This window comes from Motiliproteus sp. SC1-56 (assembly GCF_017309075.1).
Lineage (GTDB): Bacteria > Pseudomonadota > Gammaproteobacteria > Pseudomonadales > Balneatricaceae > Motiliproteus.
Map to the genome: position 1 here is coordinate 14,487 of NZ_JAEMGS010000006.1, position 17,659 is coordinate 32,145.

Annotated in this window: 15 protein-coding genes and 1 tRNA gene; 10 read left to right on the plus strand and 6 right to left on the minus strand. The window is 57.1% G+C overall.

Annotation, left to right across the window (positions count from 1 at the left end; translation table 11 throughout):
• The first annotated feature begins 3 nt into the window (after nt 1–3).
• Genes JGZ97_RS07890 through JGZ97_RS07905 form a run of 4 tightly spaced genes read left to right on the plus strand, consistent with a single transcriptional unit; the run spans nt 4 to nt 4,378 of the window.
• Nucleotides 4–1,386 (plus strand): CpaF family protein, encoded by a 1,383-nt coding sequence (locus JGZ97_RS07890; protein ID WP_207062077.1) that lies wholly within the window; start codon nt 4–6, stop codon nt 1,384–1,386.
• Entirely contained in the window at nt 1,379–2,353 is a 975-nt protein-coding gene (locus tag JGZ97_RS07895) for a type II secretion system F family protein (protein WP_207062078.1), read from the plus strand. The genes JGZ97_RS07890 and JGZ97_RS07895 overlap by 8 nt, the downstream gene beginning before the upstream one ends.
• Before the next feature lies 1 nt (nt 2,354).
• Entirely contained in the window at nt 2,355–3,320 is a 966-nt protein-coding gene (locus JGZ97_RS07900; RefSeq protein ID WP_207062079.1) for a type II secretion system F family protein, read from the plus strand.
• A gap of 23 nt (nt 3,321–3,343) precedes the next feature.
• Complete coding sequence (locus tag JGZ97_RS07905; RefSeq protein ID WP_207062080.1) at nt 3,344–4,378, plus strand: lipopolysaccharide assembly protein LapB; 1,035 nt, start codon at nt 3,344–3,346, stop codon at nt 4,376–4,378.
• Nucleotides 4,379–5,157: 779 nt separating this feature from the next.
• On the opposite strand, the gene JGZ97_RS07910 is transcribed toward JGZ97_RS07905, so the two are convergent.
• The 3 genes from JGZ97_RS07910 to JGZ97_RS07920 form a co-directional block, all read right to left on the minus strand.
• Nucleotides 5,158–5,234 (minus strand) — tRNA-Val (locus tag JGZ97_RS07910).
• Nucleotides 5,235–5,367: 133 nt separating this feature from the next.
• Nucleotides 5,368–6,753 (minus strand): cysteine--tRNA ligase, encoded by a 1,386-nt coding sequence (gene cysS / locus JGZ97_RS07915; protein ID WP_207062259.1) that lies wholly within the window; start codon nt 6,751–6,753, stop codon nt 5,368–5,370.
• A 28-nt stretch (nt 6,754–6,781) separates the two neighbouring features.
• A complete protein-coding gene (locus tag JGZ97_RS07920) occupies nt 6,782–8,458 on the minus strand; it encodes a glutamine--tRNA ligase/YqeY domain fusion protein (RefSeq protein WP_207062081.1) in 1,677 nt (558 codons plus the stop codon).
• Nucleotides 8,459–8,637: 179 nt separating this feature from the next.
• Between JGZ97_RS07920 and JGZ97_RS07925 the strand changes: the two genes are divergently transcribed.
• The 4 genes from JGZ97_RS07925 to JGZ97_RS07940 all read left to right on the plus strand — a co-directional run bounded on the left by JGZ97_RS07925 (nt 8,638) and on the right by JGZ97_RS07940 (nt 11,548).
• A complete protein-coding gene (locus JGZ97_RS07925; protein WP_370584029.1) occupies nt 8,638–9,237 on the plus strand; it encodes a peptidylprolyl isomerase in 600 nt (199 codons plus the stop codon).
• Nucleotides 9,238–9,354: 117 nt separating this feature from the next.
• Entirely contained in the window at nt 9,355–9,849 is a 495-nt protein-coding gene (locus tag JGZ97_RS07930) for a peptidylprolyl isomerase (RefSeq protein WP_207062082.1), read from the plus strand.
• Complete coding sequence (locus JGZ97_RS07935) at nt 9,849–10,586, plus strand: UDP-2,3-diacylglucosamine diphosphatase (protein WP_207062083.1); 738 nt, start codon at nt 9,849–9,851, stop codon at nt 10,584–10,586. The genes JGZ97_RS07930 and JGZ97_RS07935 overlap by 1 nt, the downstream gene beginning before the upstream one ends.
• A gap of 101 nt (nt 10,587–10,687) precedes the next feature.
• Nucleotides 10,688–11,548, plus strand: a complete 861-nt coding sequence (locus tag JGZ97_RS07940) for an HDOD domain-containing protein (protein WP_207062084.1) — start codon at nt 10,688–10,690, stop codon at nt 11,546–11,548.
• 53 nt (nt 11,549–11,601) lie between these two features.
• Here the strand turns inward: JGZ97_RS07940 and JGZ97_RS07945 are convergent, their stop codons facing one another.
• Nucleotides 11,602–12,216 (minus strand): tRNA-(ms[2]io[6]A)-hydroxylase, encoded by a 615-nt coding sequence (locus JGZ97_RS07945; protein WP_207062085.1) that lies wholly within the window; start codon nt 12,214–12,216, stop codon nt 11,602–11,604.
• 266 nt (nt 12,217–12,482) lie between these two features.
• Between JGZ97_RS07945 and acnB the strand changes: the two genes are divergently transcribed.
• A complete protein-coding gene (gene acnB / locus JGZ97_RS07950) occupies nt 12,483–15,083 on the plus strand; it encodes a bifunctional aconitate hydratase 2/2-methylisocitrate dehydratase (protein WP_207062086.1) in 2,601 nt (866 codons plus the stop codon).
• A 243-nt stretch (nt 15,084–15,326) separates the two neighbouring features.
• Here acnB and JGZ97_RS07955 read toward each other — a convergent pair whose 3' ends face one another.
• The gene (locus JGZ97_RS07955; RefSeq protein ID WP_207062087.1) at nt 15,327–16,154 is read right to left on the minus strand and encodes a MipA/OmpV family protein; all 828 of its coding nucleotides are present in this window, start codon (nt 16,152–16,154) and stop codon (nt 15,327–15,329) included.
• Between the two features lie 409 nt (nt 16,155–16,563).
• On the opposite strand from JGZ97_RS07955, the gene JGZ97_RS07960 reads away from it, so the two are divergent.
• A complete protein-coding gene (locus tag JGZ97_RS07960; protein WP_207062088.1) occupies nt 16,564–16,965 on the plus strand; it encodes a DUF2185 domain-containing protein in 402 nt (133 codons plus the stop codon).
• 66 nt (nt 16,966–17,031) lie between these two features.
• On the opposite strand, the gene JGZ97_RS07965 is transcribed toward JGZ97_RS07960, so the two are convergent.
• The gene (locus JGZ97_RS07965) at nt 17,032–17,541 is read right to left on the minus strand and encodes an O-acetyl-ADP-ribose deacetylase (RefSeq protein WP_207062089.1); all 510 of its coding nucleotides are present in this window, start codon (nt 17,539–17,541) and stop codon (nt 17,032–17,034) included.
• Nucleotides 17,542–17,659: the final 118 nt, after the last annotated feature.

Sequence of the window (17,659 nt, forward strand, 5' to 3'; positions counted from 1 at the left end):
TCCATGTTTACCAGGACCAAAACCCCCGACAACCGGCTCATTGAAGAACCCGTGCCTACCCTGCCGGTCGACCAACCGGAGCCTGAAACCCGGTATTCACTTCTGTCTGCGGCCGCAGAAGAGTGCAAGGAGAGAATTTATGGTGAGCTGATGAAGATCCTAGATCTGACATTACTCGACCATATCAGTCCCGAAGAAACACGCCAGCAGATTCAGTCAATCTGTAAGCAACTGATGGAGAAACAGGAGGTCCGGTTCAGTTACCAAGACCGCCAAAAGATCATTCAGCACATCGAACATGAAATCATTGGTCTCGGCCCTCTCGAGCCGTTACTGGCGGATAAAACGATCTCCGACATTTTGGTCAATGGCACCAATAGCATTTATCTGGAACGAAAAGGGAAGCTTGAGCGCTGCCCGTTGCGCTTCACCTCAGACCGGCACCTGACCAATATCATCGATCGTATCGTTTCACGCGTCGGCCGACGCATTGATGAGTCATCACCCCTTGTTGATGCCCGGCTGGAGGACGGTTCGAGGGTTAATGTCATTATTCCACCGCTGGCCATCGACGGGCCCGTGTTATCGATTCGCCGTTTCGCCGTCGAAAGGCTTAGCATGGAGAACCTGATCAAGCTCGGAACAGTACCCGACTTTCTGGCGCCGGTTCTGGACGCGATTATCAAAGCCCGACTCAACGTAGTTATATCCGGGGGCACGGGCTCCGGTAAGACCACGCTTCTCAATATCCTTTCGGCTTGCATCCCCGATTCAGACCGCATCATCACCATCGAAGACTCAGCCGAATTGCAACTGCAACAACCCCATACCGTCAGGCTGGAATCACGTCCTGCCAACGTCGAAAACAAAGGTGAGATCAGCCAGCGTGACCTGGTCCGCAACAGCTTAAGAATGCGCCCGGACAGGATAGTCCTTGGCGAAGTCAGGGGGGCGGAAGCACTGGACATGCTTCAGGCGATGAACACCGGGCACGACGGTTCGCTTTCCACGATTCACGCTAACGCCCCAAGAGATGCCCTGTCCAGAATTGAAAACATGATCGCGATGACCGGAATCAATTTTTCGGTCAAGGCGCTGCGCTCTCAAATCGCCTCAGCCATCCATGTGATTATCCAGGTTCAACGACAACAGGATGGTAAAAGACGCCTAGTCAGCGTTCAGGAAATCAATGGAATGGAAGGGGACATCATCACCATGTCCGAAATTTTCCGATTCCAGCGCCAGGGTATTGACGAAAACGGCAAGGTAATGGGCGAGTTTATGGCGACGGGTATCGTCCCCAGTTTCTACCCTGCCCTGAAACAGCATGGCATAGACCTACCGATCGAAGTCTTTTCCGAAGAGCGGAGAGAGTCCCATGTATAACGGCACCTTGGTATTCTTGTCGGCTGTCGCTTTTGCGGTATTCGTCTTGATGATCGGCGTTACTGTTCCTGTATTTGGCGAAAGAAAGAAGGTACAGAAACGGCTTAAGAAAAGACTCGAAAGCATTACTGCAAATCCCGATTACCAGCCGGCCCAGTCGATCATCCGACAAAAATATCTGAAGCAATTATCGCCGATTGAAAAACAACTGGAATCTCTACCCTTACTCGAACGTTTAGCCAGGCTCATAGAGCAAGCCGGCCATCAGCAGTTGGCGTATCGCTTTGTCCTTCGGAGTTTCTTATTTGCCGCAGCGGCAGCCTCCATTATCTGGATGTTAACCAACTTGATCTGGGCGGCGGTTACAGCGGGGCTGTTATTGCTGGTGGTCCCTTTCGTCAAACTGCTACATGACTGCCGTAAACGGATTGAAAAATTCGAAGAGCAGTTCCCGGAAGCCCTGGACCTGATGACCCGGTCGTTACAAGCGGGGCACCCGTTTAATAAATGTATTCAAATCGTCGCCCAGGAGTTCCCCGACCCCATTGCCAAGGAATTTTCCTTGACCTATGCCGACCTTAACTATGGCAACGATATCAACTGGGCACTGGCGGGGCTGCTCGAGCGGGTGCCCAGTGTGACGCTGATCGCGTTTGTCTCCTCGATACTGATCCATAAAGACAGCGGCGGAAACCTGGCTGAAGTATTGATGAAGATCAGTACCGTTATACGCGGACGGTTTAAATTTCACCGAAAGGTGAAGACGCTGACCGCCGAGGGACGTGTGTCGGCGATGGTCCTGACGCTGGTGCCATTCGCTCTCTTCGGCATGATCTGGCTCACGACACCCGATTACCTGACCATCCTCACGCAGAGTGCAGATGGAAGAAACCTTATCATGTACGGAATGATCGCCATGGTTGTCGGGGTTTACTGGATGCGCAAGCTGTTAAGGATAGAGGTTTAACATGTTTGATTATATTTTTGCCCTCATATCCAGCCAGACCAGTGGACCTGACCAGGCGAGAATGGTCTTCAGCGTCCTGGCTTTTATTTCGATGTTGTCGCTGATGGCCGCCATTTATCTTATTGTTAACGGGCTGACAAGCCCTTCCAGACGGCGGTTGAAGGAGTTAAACGAGGGAGACAGAAGTCCATCCACACCTGCTGCGGACAGCAACGGGGTAGGCGGATTCCTGACCTTTTTAAGCGGGCTTATTCCCAACAAACAGTCTGACAGGGATAAGACTCGTGAAACGTTGATCATGGCTGGATACCGTAAAAAAGAGAGCGTCTCTTTTTACTATGCTTCCAAGATCCTCCTTTCACTAACATTTATTTTTATAGGGTTACTGATCTCTAAATTAAGCCTTAAGATCACACCTGAGCAAACCCTTTTCATAGTTACTTCCCTTTTTATAGCGGGCTTTATGCTGCCAAACTTCATACTCAAAAAACTGCTGACGCACAGACAGCGGATAATTAGGAACGGTTTTCCAGACGCCCTAGATTTGCTCGTCGTTTGTGTAGAGTCGGGGCTGTCTTTAACATCAGCATTTCAACGTGTGGCAGAGAAAGTGGAGGTCAGCTGTCCGGAACTCAGTGAAGAGATGGCCACCGTTAATGTAGAGATAAGAGCAGGGTTAAGCCGCCAAGAAGCGTTCCAGAATCTGGTTAAAAGAACAGGACTTGAGGAGATCCGAGGACTAATCACCAACTTGGAACAAAGTATTCGATTCGGAACCAGCATTGCCGACACCTTGAGAATCTATTCAGAGGAGTTTAGAGATAAGCGGATGCAGCGTGCGGAAGAACAAGCTGGCAAAATATCGACCAAGATGATTTTTCCAATGGTTACCTGTCTTTGGCCAGGCTTTTTCATCATCGCCGTCGGGCCTGCTATTTTGCAAGTTTTTGAAGCCTTTTCTAAATGATACTGTTAGCCCGAGGATTTAACATGACCTTCCTGCCCAAAGAAAAAAACAAAAACACAGTTACAGGATCCATCGGGGATTATGGAACAAATATAACAAAATTATTTATATTTATGGGCATTGCCCTGGCCTTGACCGGATGCAATACCATGGCACCGGCGCCCTCTAGGCCATCAGACGATAACACTTTTATTGAGAAATCTACGTCGCTGCCCTTTCTCGGATTACCTCAGCCTAAGTCAGTCGAAGAAGCCATCACCAACGGAAATAACGCCTACGCTGCTTCTGACTTTAACAGAGCACTATTTGAGTACGTACGCGCGCTTGACTTGGACGCTAAAAACCCGGGCATTTATGTGAGCATCGGGAATGTTCATAAAAAAATGAAAAACCATAATGTCGCCCAACTTGCCTATGGTGAAGCCTTAAAAATAGATCCGAAAAGCATTTCTGCCTTGGAAAACATCGCCTTACTCTTTTTGAAGCAGAACAACATAGCCCAAGCTAAATACCATGCTAACAAGGCCATTAACACCTACATTAACAAGACACCATCCGAAATAAAAGAAGTCGCATTCCCTGTCTCATCCTATACCCTAATGGGAATCATATCGGATTTAAAAAGCGATCATCAGCAGGCCTTGACGTACTATACAAAAGTTCTAAACAAAACAGCAGACAACCCTTCGATATATAACAACATAGGCTACTCATATTACTTATCAGGAAATCTTCGCGCAGCCGAAATGTCATTTAAAAAATCGATTGCTTTGGACAACAACTATGCAATGGCATGGAGAAACCTTGGGTTGCTTTATGCCAGAGAAAATAGATATATGGAGTCGCTCAATGCGTTGGAGCAAGTTTCCAGCAAAGCGCAAGCGTATAATGACTTGGGGTACATCTGCATTATCAACGACCAGCTTCCTCAAGCTGAATCTTTCTTAAGGAAAGCTATCGATTTAAACCCTAAATACTACAAAATGGCTAAGCAAAATCTTGAGTTACTTCAGTGGAAAAAAAACCTATCTCAGGCTGCAAAGCAACCAAGTTCCTGAATAACATCAAGCCAAGTAAAATCGTAATATGAACATTGATAACGACTTGAATATAAAAACAACAAATTAAAGCAAGCTCAGGTCGTATGTCTTTTAAGCCGGGCATAGGAATGTATTTAAAGACCAAATGCTGACAACAAGGGTACAACCTAAAAAGCTCTTTTTTTATAGCGGCTGCGCCTTTGCAGCTATAATTTCGGTTGCGCTTTTTTTTTACGCTTATTTTTCGGGATCAGATCAAGTTGATCTGACGCTATCACGGGCTTTTTATTACAGCCTCCTGTTTTTGACCTACGGTCTAAGTTGGTTACTCGTCCCTTTTCTCGCGGCCCGTACTGTCTACTTTTTTTTACGGATGGTTAAATCAGGACGCAAGCCAGGCGTTGGTCTCTTCAGCGTTAAGTTTTTATTTAATCCTGTTAATTTACTTATTTTTCGGAGCCTATTAACGGTCCAAGGCCGAACATACCGCCGCCGCTGTCTAATCTCTTTTTCTCTATTTCTATTAATGCTGGGTCTGATGTTTTTTGTCGGCAGTGTGGGAGGGTGAAGGCGTCCTGGTTAAACAAAAAGGCCGCGCAGGGCGACTATGCGGTAAGCCGGGAAGTAGATTGATCGAAGCGACCTGTAGGCCGTTTCGACCCTGAGGAGGCTTCGGCGCTTTCCGCCTCGTCCCAAATTGCTGGCGAAATCTGTCGAGCGGGAGCAGTTCTCACCCACTGCGTGCAACCATATAAAACAAAGAGCCCCGCACTAGGCGGGGCTCTTTGTTTTCAATTTGGTAGGACTAGGCAGATTCGAACTGCCGACCTCTACCATGTCAAGGTAGCGCTCTAACCAACTGAGCTATAGTCCTAAAAGGTGGTGCGTATTATAAATAGAGCGCCCTGTTTGGCAACCCCTTGCAGCACTTTTTGTGCATGCCCTGGCAGCTTTCCAACCGGCTCATCCAGATGGCCGCCGAAGCGGCCTTCCAGGCCCAACGGCCATCACCCCTCCCGCCGCCAGGTAGTCCCCTCGCGGCTGTCGTCCAGGATAATCCTCTGGGCTTTGAGCTCATCGCGGATGCGGTCCGCGGTGGCAAAATCGCGGGCTTTTTTGGCCTCGGCCCGCTGCACGATCAGCGCCTCTATCTCCTCTGCCTGCGGGCCATCCTGGCCGGCGCCGCCCTTGAGGTAGGCATCCGGGTCCTGCTGCAATAGCCCCAGGATTCCGCCCAGACGCTTAAGCTGGGCGGCCAGACGAGCAGCTCCGGTGACGTCTTCGGCTTTGATCCGATTGATCTCGCGGGCCTGCTCGAACAATACCGCCAGGGCACCGGCGGTGTTGAAGTCGTCGGCCATGGCGGCGTGAAAACGCTGCTCGACGTCGTTACCGAGCTCCCCCTCCTCGACTTCGGGAAGACCGCGCAGCGCGTGGTAAAAGCGATCCAGCGCCCCCCGGGCTTCCTTCAGGCTCTCCTCGGAGTAATCGATCTGGCTGCGGTAATGCCCCATGGTGAGGAAGTAGCGCACCACCTCCGCGTCGTACTTGTCGAGGATTTCGCGAATGGTGAAGAAGTTACCCAGGGACTTGGACATCTTCTCCTTGTTCACCCGCACCGCGCCGGCATGCATCCAGGTGTTGACGAAGGGTTTGCCGTTGGCGGCCTCGGACTGGGCGATTTCGTTCTCGTGGTGCGGGAACGGCAGATCCGGCCCGCCACCGTGGATATCGAAGGTCTCACCCAGGCAGCACTTGGACATGGCCGAACACTCGATGTGCCAGCCGGGGCGCCCTTCACCCCAGGGGGAAGGCCAGCTCACCTCGCCGGGCTTGGCCGCTTTCCAGAGCACGAAATCGAAGGGGTTCTCCTTCTGGTCGTTCACCTCGACCCGGGCCCCAGCCTGCATCTCTTCCAGGTTTCGGTTGCTCAGCTTGCCGTAGCCTTCGAACTTGGCCACCCGGTAGTAGACGTCGCCGTTATCGGCGGCATAGGCGTACCCCTTGTCGATCAGGGTCTGCACCATCTCGATGATCTGCCCCATGTGCGCGGTGGCCCGGGGCTCCTCGCTGGGCGGCAGCACGCCCAGGCGCGCCTCGTCCTCGTGCATGGCATCGATAAAGCGCGCCGTCAGACTGTCGCAACTTTCGCCGTTCTCGTTGGCCCGCTTGATGATCTTGTCGTCGACGTCGGTGATGTTGCGCACGTAGTGCACGTCGTAACCGGCGGCGCGCAGGTAACGGGTGATGACGTCGAAGGCCACCAGCACCCGGGCGTGCCCCAGGTGGCAGTAGTCGTAGACCGTCATGCCGCACACGTACATGCGGATCTTGCCGGGTTCGATGGGGTTAAAGGGCGCTTTCTCTCGGGTCAGGCTGTTGTAAATCTGCAAACTCATCGCGTCTCTTCTTATCTACCGCTTACTTGTTCGCCCAGGTATCACGCAGGCCGATGGTCTTGTTGAACACGGGATGCTCACCGCTGTGGTCATAACGGTCGGCCACGAAGTAACCTTCACGCTCGAACTGAAAACCCGCTTCGGGGGCTGCCTCGGCAAGACCGGGCTCCACCCAGCAGTTGTCCAGCACCGTCAGTGAACCGGGGTTGAGGTGCTGCATGAAGTTGGCCTCGCCCTTGTCCGGCGCGGGGTGAGCAAAAAGCCGGTCGTAGATGCGTACCGTCGCCCGCTTGCCATGACTGGCGGAGACCCAGTGGATCACGCCCCGGGGCTTGATACACTCGGGCGGGTTCTCGCCCACGGTTCCGGGAACCAGGCTGGCGCGGATCTCCTGGATGGCACCGGCCTCGTCGCGAACGACCTCCTCGGCCTTGATCACGTAGGCGCTGCGCAGGCGCACGTAATCCCCCAGCACCAGGCGCTTGAACTTCTTGCGGGAGAGACTGGTGTCCTCGCTGAAGTCGGCGCGGTCAATATAGAGCTCACGGGTAAAGGGCAACGTGCGCTCCCCCAGATCCATCTTGGGATGCGCCGGGGCGGTCATGTTCTCTACCACGCCCGCCTCCAGGTTGGTGATGACCACCTTGATCGGGTCCAGCACGCACATGGCGCGGGGGGCGCTCTTGTCGAGATCGTCGCGGATGGCGAACTCGAGCTGGGCGATATCCACCACCCCGTCGGACTTGGCCACCGGCAGCCCGTTGCAGAAGTTGCGGATCGCCTGCGGGGTAAAACCGCGGCGGCGCATGCCGCTGATGGTGGGCATGCGGGGGTCGTCCCAGCCGTCCACGGCCTTGTCATCCACCAGCTGCTTGAGCTTGCGCTTGCTGGTCACCGTGTAGTTGAGGTTGAGGCGGCCGAATTCGTACTGCTTGGGCTTGGCCGGCACCGACAGGTTCTCGATAAACCAGTCGTAGAGGGGGCGGTGATCGGCAAACTCCAGGGTGCAGATGGAGTGGGTCACCCCTTCGATGGCGTCTTCCTGGCCGTGGGCGAAGTCATAGCTTGGATAGATGCACCACTTGTCACCGGTCTGGTGATGACGCTGCTTGCGAATACGGTAGAGGATGGGATCGCGCAGGTTCATGTTGGGGCTGGCCATGTCGATCTTGGCCCGCAATACCCGGCTGCCCTCGTCGAACTCGCCGTTCTTCATCCGCTCCAGCAGGTCCAGGTTCTCCTCCACCGGGCGCTCCCGGTAAGGGCTGGGTTTGCCCGGCTGGGTCGCCCAGCCACGGTACTCACTCGCCTCTTCAGCGCTGAGGTCACAGACGTAGGCTTTGCCGGCGCGGATCAGCTCCTGGGCCCAGGCATAGAACTGGTCAAAATAGTCCGAGGCGTAGCGGACCTCGCCGTCCCACTGGAAGCCGAGCCACTGTACGTCCGCCTTGATGGCGTCCACGTACTCCTGCTCTTCTTTGGTGGGGTTGGTATCGTCAAAACGCAGGTTGCAGCGACCGCCGAACTGCTCGGCCAGACCGAAGTTGACGCAGATCGACTTGGCGTGACCAACGTGCAGGTAACCGTTCGGCTCGGGCGGAAACCGGGTCACCACTTCGGTGTGACGGCCGGCCTGAAGATCGTCTTCAATGATCTGGGCGATAAAATTGGAAGCGGAGGCGGATTCGTTTCTGCTCATGGCGCCTTCTGTAAACAATGGGGAGGATGAATTGCGAAAGGGGTCGATTATACTCTCGAAACCGGCCCGGAATAAATGAGCTCCCGGGAATTGCATGGCTGGCGGTGATCGTACTCGGCGCAGTCTATTTGCCGCAGCCCCAAACTCCATCCCAAATCGAATAAGCCAGCGAGGATCGCGTGAACAAAACCCTAACCCTGTTTCTTATTACCTTGAGCCTGTCCCTCTCCCCCGCTCTCAAGGCCGCCGATAAGCCGGCTTCAGCCGACAGCCCAGCCAACCCGCGGGTCGCCCTGCACACCAGCAAAGGCGACATCATTCTCGAGCTCTACCCGCAAAAGGCACCCGCGACGGTGAAGAACTTTCTCGATTACGTCGAGAACGGCTTCTACGACGGCCTGATCTTTCACCGGGTGATCAGCAACTTCATGATCCAGGGCGGCGGCTTTACCGAGGACATGACACGCAAGGCAACCAACGCCCCGATCAAGAACGAGGCCGACAACGGCCTGGCCAATGAAGTGGGCACCGTGGCCATGGCCCGCACCAGCGACCCCCACAGCGCCAGCTCGCAGTTCTTCATCAACACCAAGTACAACGAGTTTCTTAACTTTCAGTCCCAAACGCCCCGCGGCTGGGGCTACGCGGTGTTCGGAAAGGTGGTAGAGGGCATGGACGTGGTGCGCGCCATCGAAGCCACCCCCACCACTGTTCGCGCCGGCTTTCGCGACGTTCCCCAGACCCCGGTCGTGATCCAGACGGCCGAGCAGGTGGAGTAAAGCGGCCAATTGCATTGCGCCGGAGCGGCCCTATAATCGTTAGACTTTAGTCTGCGCTTCAAACGATATTCTCCCGCTCCGGCGGGAGACTCCACATGCGAGAACAGGTATTACGCAATGATCATTCTTCATACCAATTTCGGCGACATCAAGATTGAACTCGACAGTGACAAAGCACCCAAGACCGCAGCCAATTTCGAAAGCTATGTCCGCAAGGGGTTCTACGATGGCGTCATCTTTCACCGTGTCATCGACGGTTTCATGATCCAGGGCGGGGGCTTTGAGCCCGGCATGACCCAGAAAGAGACCGACGCGCCCATCGAAAACGAGGCGGCCAACGGCCTGACCAACAAGACCGGCACCCTGGCCATGGCCCGCACCATGGACCCCCACAGCGCCAGCGCCCAGTTTTTCATCAACGTCAATGACAACACCTTCCTCGACCATACTGCCAAGACCACCGAAGGCTGGGGCTACGCCGTCTTCGGCAAAGTGGTAGACGGCATGGACGTGGTGAACAAGATCAAGGGCGTGAAAACCACCAGCCGCGCCGGCCACCAGGATGTGCCGGTGGACGACGTAATCATCGAGTCCGCGGAAATCGTCGACTGATGTCCACGCTGTTCATCTCTGATCTGCACCTGCATGAAGAACGCCCGGACATTCTCCGGGCGTTCGCGCATTTCATGGAGCATGACGCCGCCGGTTGCGACGCGCTCTACATACTCGGGGATTTTTTTGATGCCTGGGTGGGGGACGATGACGAGTCCACGCTGATCGTTTCGGTCTGCCGGGCGCTCAAAGGGCTTGCCGATTCCGGCACCCCGGTTTACCTGCAGCGGGGTAACCGGGATTTTCTACTGGGCGAGCGTTTTGCCGAACGCTGCGGCGCGCAGCTGCTGCGGGACTCGTTCTGCATCACCCCCTATGGGGAGCCCCTGCTGCTGCTTCACGGTGACCAGCTCTGCCTGGCCGACACCGACTACCAGGCGTTCCGCCGCCAGGTGAGGGAGCCGCTCTGGCAACGGGATTTTCTCGCCAAGCCCCTGGACGAGCGGCGTGCCATCGCCCGCCAGCTGCGCCAGCAGAGCCAGGCAATGGGCCAGGAGAAGTCCCAGGAAATCATGGATGTCACGCCCGAGGAAGTGAAACGCGTGATGCGAGATGCCAATTGTCAGACCCTGATCCACGGCCACACCCACCGCCCCGCCAGCCACCGCTTCGAACTCGACGGCGAACCGGCACAACGCATCGTGCTGGGCGACTGGGACAAGCGCGGCTGGTTCCTGGAATGGAACCGGGACAACAGCCACCGCCTTCACGGTTTTCCCATTACCCACCAGGCTTGAACCCGGGGCAAGCCGGGGGCGCAATGCCCTCTATGCTATAGACTTACTGCACAGCCGACGCACCGGTGCGACAACTAGGCATATACGAGGCATAAAGAGCGATGACCCCTCAAGAACTGATCCAAGGCGTCGAACACCTGCTGTCCCTGCCGGATGCGGTGGCCCGAGCCAATGAGCTGCTGGAAAGTGACGACGCCGACCTCCACGAGATCGCCGATGTCATCGCCCACGACCCGGCACTGAGCGCGCGCCTGTTGCGCCTGGTAAACAGCGCCCTGTACGGGCTTGCCGGTCAGGTGGACTCGCTCTCACGGGCCATCACCATGATCGGCACCGATGAGCTGCGCTCGCTGATCATTGCCGCCAGCAGCACCAAAAGCTTCGGCAACCTCGCCCCCAAGGGGCTGGATATGGATACCTTCTGGCACCGCAGTGTTTACTGCGGGCTGGTGGCTAAAACCCTGACCATGCGCAGCCATCGAGGCAAAGGGGAGCCCCAGTTCCTGGCCGGGCTGCTCCATGACTGCGGGCGCCTGGTGCTTTATGACAGCCACCCGGAAACCGCGCGCGCACTCGAAGAGCGCCACGTGGCAGAGCACCGCCCGCTCTACGAGCTCGAAGAGGCAGAACTTGGCTTCACCGCTGCCGAGGTCGGGGCCCTGTTGCTGGAGTCCTGGCACCTGCCCGCCCGCATCTGCGAAGCGGTGCGCTGGCAGCACACCCCGGAAAAATGCCGGAATTTCGGCGATACCGCGCACACCCTCGCCCTCGCTCTGGGGGTCACCGAGCAGGTGGAGCCCCGGGCAGGCAACGGTCCACTGACACTCGAACCGATACTGCCGCAGAGCATGGCCCGCCTCGGCCTTGAGCAGGCTGAGCTGGAGCAGGTGGCGATGGACGCCAGCATGGCCTGTTTCGAGGTGCTGGAAGTACTCGCCCCGGGGGCGACCACGGTCTACTGAGACCGCTAGCGATCAGAGGCCCTGCACAAACGCCGCGACAGACGCGCTTGCGTTCAGCGTTTGCTCACCGGCACCCCGCTGTGAAAGCGAAAGCAATCATCCACCTCTTCGATCAGCTGCCGCTCCTGTTCGGCAAAGAAGGCGACGCGATCGTCGATCGGCCCTTGGGCGGCCTGTTCCGCCAGCTCCAGGTAATCCCGGTAGTGCCGCCCCTCGGCCTTTAACAGGGAGTGGTAATAGCGGGCCAGGGCTTCGTCCTCCAGCCGCGGCGCCAGCACCGCGAAACGCTCGCAGGAGCGGGCCTCGATAAAAGCGCCCACGATCAGGGTGTCCACCAGTCGCGCCGGCTCATGGGTGCGCACATGCTGGCGCAGCCCCTGCGCGTAACGCGAAGGCGACAGGTGGTCATAGGTGATCCCCCGCTCGGCCATCAGCGCCAGCACCTGCTCGAAATGGATCATCTCTTCGCGCACGATGCGTGACAGCCGGTGCAACAGATCGGGCTTGTCGGCGTAGCGAAAGATCAGGTTCATGGCGCTGGAGGCCGCCTTCTTCTCGCAGTGGGCGTGATCGATCAGCAGCAGCGGCAGGTTATCGAGAGCGGCCTCAACCCAGGAGGCGGGCGTGGGGCAGGCTAAGAAAAGACGGATTTCGGCCAGGATTTCCATGACGGGGGAGCCTACTTCTCAGGACAAAAGGCCCCAGTATAAACCAACTCTATACCCGCCATCACCAAAAGAAATAGCCTTTATAAACAATAGCTAAACACCCACGTTACCCCAAAGTATTAGCGGCACAATTGTCGACAATACTTAACTTAAGCCCCTGTTTCGGCTAGAATCGCCCCGCCAAAACAGAAATCGATGACCACATCGACAGGGTCTGTCCACGGCCGTCCGCGGCCCCGATCCTGGTAGATAACGAGGGCTATAACGTGCTTGAAGCTTACCGCAAACATGTAGAAGAACGAGCAGCGGAAGGCGTCCCCCCCAAACCCCTGGACGCCGAACAGACCGCCGCGCTTGTGGACCTTCTCAAGAATCCCCCCGCCGGTGAAGAAGAATTCATTCTGGACCTGCTGAAAAACCGCATTCCCGCAGGTGTAGACCAGGCGGCCTACGTCAAGGCCGGTTTCCTGGCCGCCATCGCCAAGGGCGAGGCAGAAAGCCCCCTGATCGACAAAGTCCAGGCCGTTGAGCTGCTGGGCACCATGCTGGGCGGCTACAACATCGCCCCGCTGATCGACTGCCTGGACGACGACGCGCTGGCGCCCGCCGCCGCCAAGGCGCTGTCCCACACCCTGCTGATGTTCGATGCGTTCCACGACGTGCAGGAGAAGATGGAAGCGGGCAACGCTTACGCCAAGCAGATCATGGAATCCTGGGCCAACGCCGAGTGGTTCACCTCCAAGAAGAAAGTGCCCGAGAAGATCACCGTCACCGTGTTCAAGGTACCCGGTGAGACCAACACCGACGACCTTTCTCCCGCGCCCGACGCCTGGTCGCGCCCGGACATCCCCCTGCACGCCAACGCCATGCTGAAGATGGCCCGCGAAGGCATCAACCCCGAGGAGCCCGGCACCACCGGCCCCCTCAAGCAGATCGAGGAAGTCAAGGCCAAGGGTTACCCCGTTGCCTACGTGGGCGACGTGGTCGGTACCGGCTCTTCCCGTAAGTCCGCCACCAACTCCGTGCTCTGGTTCTTCGGCGACGACATTCCCTTTGTCCCTAACAAGCGCGCCGGCGGTTTCTGTTTCGGCGGCAAGATCGCCCCCATCTTCTTCAACACCATGGAAGATGCCGGCGCCCTGCCCATCGAGATGGACGTTGAAAAGATGAACATGGGCGACGTCATCGACGTCTACCCCTACGAGGGCGTGGTCAAGAACCACGAGACCGGCGAAGAGCTGTGCCAGTTCCAGCTCAAGACCAAGGTGATCCTGGACGAAGTCCAGGCCGGCGGTCGTATTCCCCTGATCATCGGTCGCGGCCTGACCACCAAGGCCCGCGAAGTACTCGGCATGGGCCCCACCGACCTGTTCCGCCTGCCCGAGCAGCCGGCTGACAGCGGCAAGGGCTACTCCCTGGCGCAGAAGATGGTCGGCAAGGCCTGCGGCGTCGAGGGCGTACGCCCCGGCACCTACTGCGAGCCCAAGATGACCACCGTAGGCTCCCAGGACACCACCGGCCCCATGACCCGCGACGAGCTGAAAGACCTGGCCTGCCTCGGCTTCTCCGCCGACCTGACCATGCAGTCTTTCTGCCACACCGCGGCCTACCCCAAGCCCGTGGACGTCAACACCCACCACACCCTGCCCGACTTCATCATGAACCGCGGCGGTGTCTCCCTGCGTCCGGGTGACGGCGTTATCCACTCCTGGCTGAACCGCATGCTGCTGCCCGACACCGTGGGCACCGGCGGTGACTCCCACACCCGTTTCCCGCTGGGTATCTCGTTCCCGGCCGGCTCCGGCCTGGTTGCCTTCGCTGCGGCCACCGGCGTTATGCCCCTGGACATGCCGGAATCCGTTCTGGTGCGCTTCAAGGGCGAGAAGATGCAGCCCGGCATCACCCTGCGTGACCTGGTCAACGCCATTCCCTACTACGCCATCAAGCAGGGTCTGCTGACCGTGGCCAAGGCCGGCAAGAAGAACATCTTCTCCGGTCGCATCCTGGAAATTGAAGGGCTGCCCAACCTGAAGGTGGAGCAGGCGTTCGAGCTGTCCGACGCTTCCGCCGAGCGCTCCGCCGCCGGCTGTACCATCAAGCTCAACGAGGCGCCCATCAAGGAGTACCTGGAGTCCAACATCACCATGCTCAAGTGGATGATCTCCCAGGGCTACGGTGACGAGCGCACCATTGCTCGCCGGATCAAGGGAATGGAAGAGTGGCTGGCCAACCCCGAGCTGATGGAAGCCGACAAGGACGCCGAGTACGCCGCGGTCATCGAGATCGACCTGAACGACGTAAAAGAGCCGATCCTGGCCTGCCCCAACGACCCCGACGACGTCAAGCTGCTGTCCGAGGTTCAGGGCACCCAGATCGACGAGGTCTTCATCGGCTCGTGCATGACCAACATCGGTCACTTCCGTGCTGCCGGCAAGGTGCTGGAGAAGGTCAAGAGCCTGCCCACCCGCATGTGGGTTGCGCCCCCGACCAAGATGGACCAGTTCCAGCTGACCGAGGAAGGCTACTACGGCACCTTCGGCCGCGCCGGCGTGCGCACCGAAATGCCCGGCTGCTCCCTGTGCATGGGTAACCAGGCCCGGGTTGCCGCCAACAGCACCGTGGTCTCCACCTCGACCCGGAACTTCCCCAACCGTCTGGGCGATAACGCCAACGTCTACCTCTCCTCCGCGGAGCTGGCAGCCGTGGCCGCCGCCCTGGGCAAGATCCCCACCTTCGAGGAATACATGGCGTACGCGCAGGACATCAACACCATGGCTGATGATGTCTACCGCTACCTCAACTTCCACGAGATCGAGGCCTACCAGAAGGCCGCCGCCACCGTGATTCCCACCGTCGAGGCTTCCTAAGCCTTAACGGTTCACGGACCGCGATCTGAAAGCCCCGCAGGCTAACCTGCGGGGCTTTTTTATGAGTACGCCAAAGGGATTTACCGGGGCACTCATGTACAACGTGGCCACTCTGAGAAATCCGGTCGAGCGACAGGAAATGCCCCAAAGGGGACATATCGTGAGCTGGCTGGATCGGCTTCTAAGGACACTTAGCTGCCTGTTAGGTATTGTTTTCGTCCCAAAGTAGATTGTTTAAGCGCTCTAGAAGACATAAATGAACCCGACGCCAACTTCGGCTTCATAGTTGTTACGTGCGATGGGGCTATCCTCAATGTCGCTGCTGTAACGCTCATAAACCGCCTCGCCGAAAATCTGCCAATTTTCGTCGATATAATGGCGATAATTGTAATTGAATCCAAACGAGCGGAATCCTCCACTCAGATCGGTCTCATCCAGTCCCGATGCCGCTGATTGCCCTGCGTCTATGCCAAAATCTTTACTGGCATAATCGCTATCGTGAAATACCACAGCGACAGCAATTTCATGGCCAGTTCCGTCCTTGTGGTCGCCGAAGCGGCGCCCCACTGCAATCAGACCAAGACTTCCGTTATCGCCGGTTACAACTCGACCATCCAGCCAATAACGCCAATCGACATCGAAAGCACGACGTGCTTGCAGCACGAGCTCAAAGTCCTCATCCGCATCGCCGAGTCCATCCAAACGACCGTCATCGGAATCGCTTTCTTCACGCCCCTCATCGAACGCCACTGCCGCCTCAAATAGCCACTTATTAGCACGAAGACCACGCCATCCCAACGCCTCACCGGCCCAAAAGAAAATATCATCACCGCTACGCCACTGAACTGCACCAGCGGGATCGACTTCGAAGCCATACTCATCCGACCCTTCATAGGCAGATTCGTATTCAACACTCAAGCCCAGCCCGAAGCCCCAGCCATCATCACCCCTCGTAAAATCCTCGATCGAGGGTAAAGGCACTAAAGCTGTTGTTCCGTCGCCTGCTAGCGCAACTTGAAAGAAGAGGGTATGTATGAACACCCCCAACAGTAAACCTTTAGCCTTTTTCATTTAAATCCCGCTCCTGCGTGTATCGAGGCAGAATGATGCATCAGATTGTGTGGAGACAACGCGAAGTATAGTAATCGTTGGCACGAGCTTGGGTTGGTCTCGGAGCATCCAGGTAAAGAGATCACAGCTGGCAGGGTTGTGTTGTTTGCTGTCTGTCTTCAGCTGTAGCTATGCGTTCGCAATGTCACAGTCGAAGACATCGTAAAGGCCGCTCTGGATGTCCACTTTGTGTTGGTAGCTGTCACTTGGAACGCGCTCGTCTAATTTCTGCAATAGGGCGATCCCCTCCCACCCACAAATGTCGAAGCTGAAATAACCGTCCCGCGGGCCAGCGCCTTTTGAGCCTGGCGCTGGGCGTTGGCGGGCGTTGTCCGGTATCATGCCCGCTGCGCTATCAAGAGAGAATGCAATGACTGATCAATACGACACCCAAGAAGAGATCCGCCCCTTTCTGGCGCTGGTATCGAAGATGGCGGTGGGCGAAAAGCCGCTGCCGGTGCGCTTTATGTACAAGACGGTGCCGGCCAACCTGCGCGATACCGGCTGGCGCATGTATACCGGCTACGAGGACCCGGCGTTTCTCGCCGACCCCAAGAACATGATGCCCTACCCCATCGAGACCCTGGTGAAGATGGACGAATCCCTCCAGGAGCGCCTGGAGGCCAAACCCGGCACCGTCTGGGAGCGGGTTCCCGGCTCGGCCTGGGAGGAGGTGCACGATTTCGAGATCCCCAGCGAAGAGGTGGATCACGAAACCCTCCACGACCTGGATGAGTTCGAGGCGCTGAACAAGGGCGACAACCGGGACTGAGCACCCCTTCGCGGCGGGGTTTCGCAGCGACCCCGCCGCTCTCTACTGCTTTCAGCCCCGCCTCCTTCAGCCCTGCGCCAGCGCCGCGCGATAAAGCTCGGCCATCTCCTGTCCAAAACAGCAGAAAATCACCGTTTCGACACCCTCGTGCGCTTGCAGCGCCTGCGCCACCTCGCGTACCGCGATGGTCACGGCCTTGTCCGCTGGATAACCGTAGACGCCGCAGCTGATGGCGGGAAAAGCGATGCGTTTCAGTTTTTTCTCCGCCGCCAGCGCCAGGCTATTGCGGTAACAGTTAGCCAGCAGCTCGGGTTCGCCCTGGTCGCCCCCGTGCCAAACAGGCCCCACGGTATGGATCACGTAGGCGGCGGGTAACCGGTAGCCCCGGGTAAGCTTCGCCTCCCCGGTTTCGCAGCCGCCAAGCGTTTTGCACGCTGCCAGCAGCTCCGGCCCGGCGGCGCGGTGAATCGCTCCGTCCACGCCTCCGCCCCCCAACAGGGAGCGGTTGGCCGCATTGACGATGGCGTCCACCGCAAGGCGTGTGATGTCTCCCTGCTGTACCTGCATTCGGCCCATGTACGCCTCCATTTCACAAAATGATATTTGTTTATATTCAGGAATTTGCGGGCACATTTCTGGCGCGAAACTAGACGTATGGCCAATGTTTCACACCCCCCGCTTCTGGCATAGTAGC

Coding starts and splice junctions, on each gene's coding strand:
- JGZ97_RS07895 (WP_207062078.1), top strand. CDS start 1,379: ATGTATAACGGCACCTTGGTATTCTTGTCGGCTGTCGCTTTTGCGGTA.
- JGZ97_RS07960 (WP_207062088.1), top strand. CDS start 16,564: ATGACTGATCAATACGACACCCAAGAAGAGATCCGCCCCTTTCTGGCG.
- JGZ97_RS07890 (WP_207062077.1), top strand. CDS start 4: ATGTTTACCAGGACCAAAACCCCCGACAACCGGCTCATTGAAGAACCC.
- JGZ97_RS07930 (WP_207062082.1), top strand. CDS start 9,355: ATGATCATTCTTCATACCAATTTCGGCGACATCAAGATTGAACTCGAC.
- JGZ97_RS07945 (WP_207062085.1), bottom strand. CDS start 12,216: ATGGAAATCCTGGCCGAAATCCGTCTTTTCTTAGCCTGCCCCACGCCC.
- JGZ97_RS07935 (WP_207062083.1), top strand. CDS start 9,849: ATGTCCACGCTGTTCATCTCTGATCTGCACCTGCATGAAGAACGCCCG.
- JGZ97_RS07955 (WP_207062087.1), bottom strand. CDS start 16,154: ATGAAAAAGGCTAAAGGTTTACTGTTGGGGGTGTTCATACATACCCTC.
- JGZ97_RS07940 (WP_207062084.1), top strand. CDS start 10,688: ATGACCCCTCAAGAACTGATCCAAGGCGTCGAACACCTGCTGTCCCTG.
- JGZ97_RS07900 (WP_207062079.1), top strand. CDS start 2,355: ATGTTTGATTATATTTTTGCCCTCATATCCAGCCAGACCAGTGGACCT.
- JGZ97_RS07965 (WP_207062089.1), bottom strand. CDS start 17,541: ATGGGCCGAATGCAGGTACAGCAGGGAGACATCACACGCCTTGCGGTG.
- JGZ97_RS07905 (WP_207062080.1), top strand. CDS start 3,344: ATGACCTTCCTGCCCAAAGAAAAAAACAAAAACACAGTTACAGGATCC.
- JGZ97_RS07920 (WP_207062081.1), bottom strand. CDS start 8,458: ATGAGCAGAAACGAATCCGCCTCCGCTTCCAATTTTATCGCCCAGATC.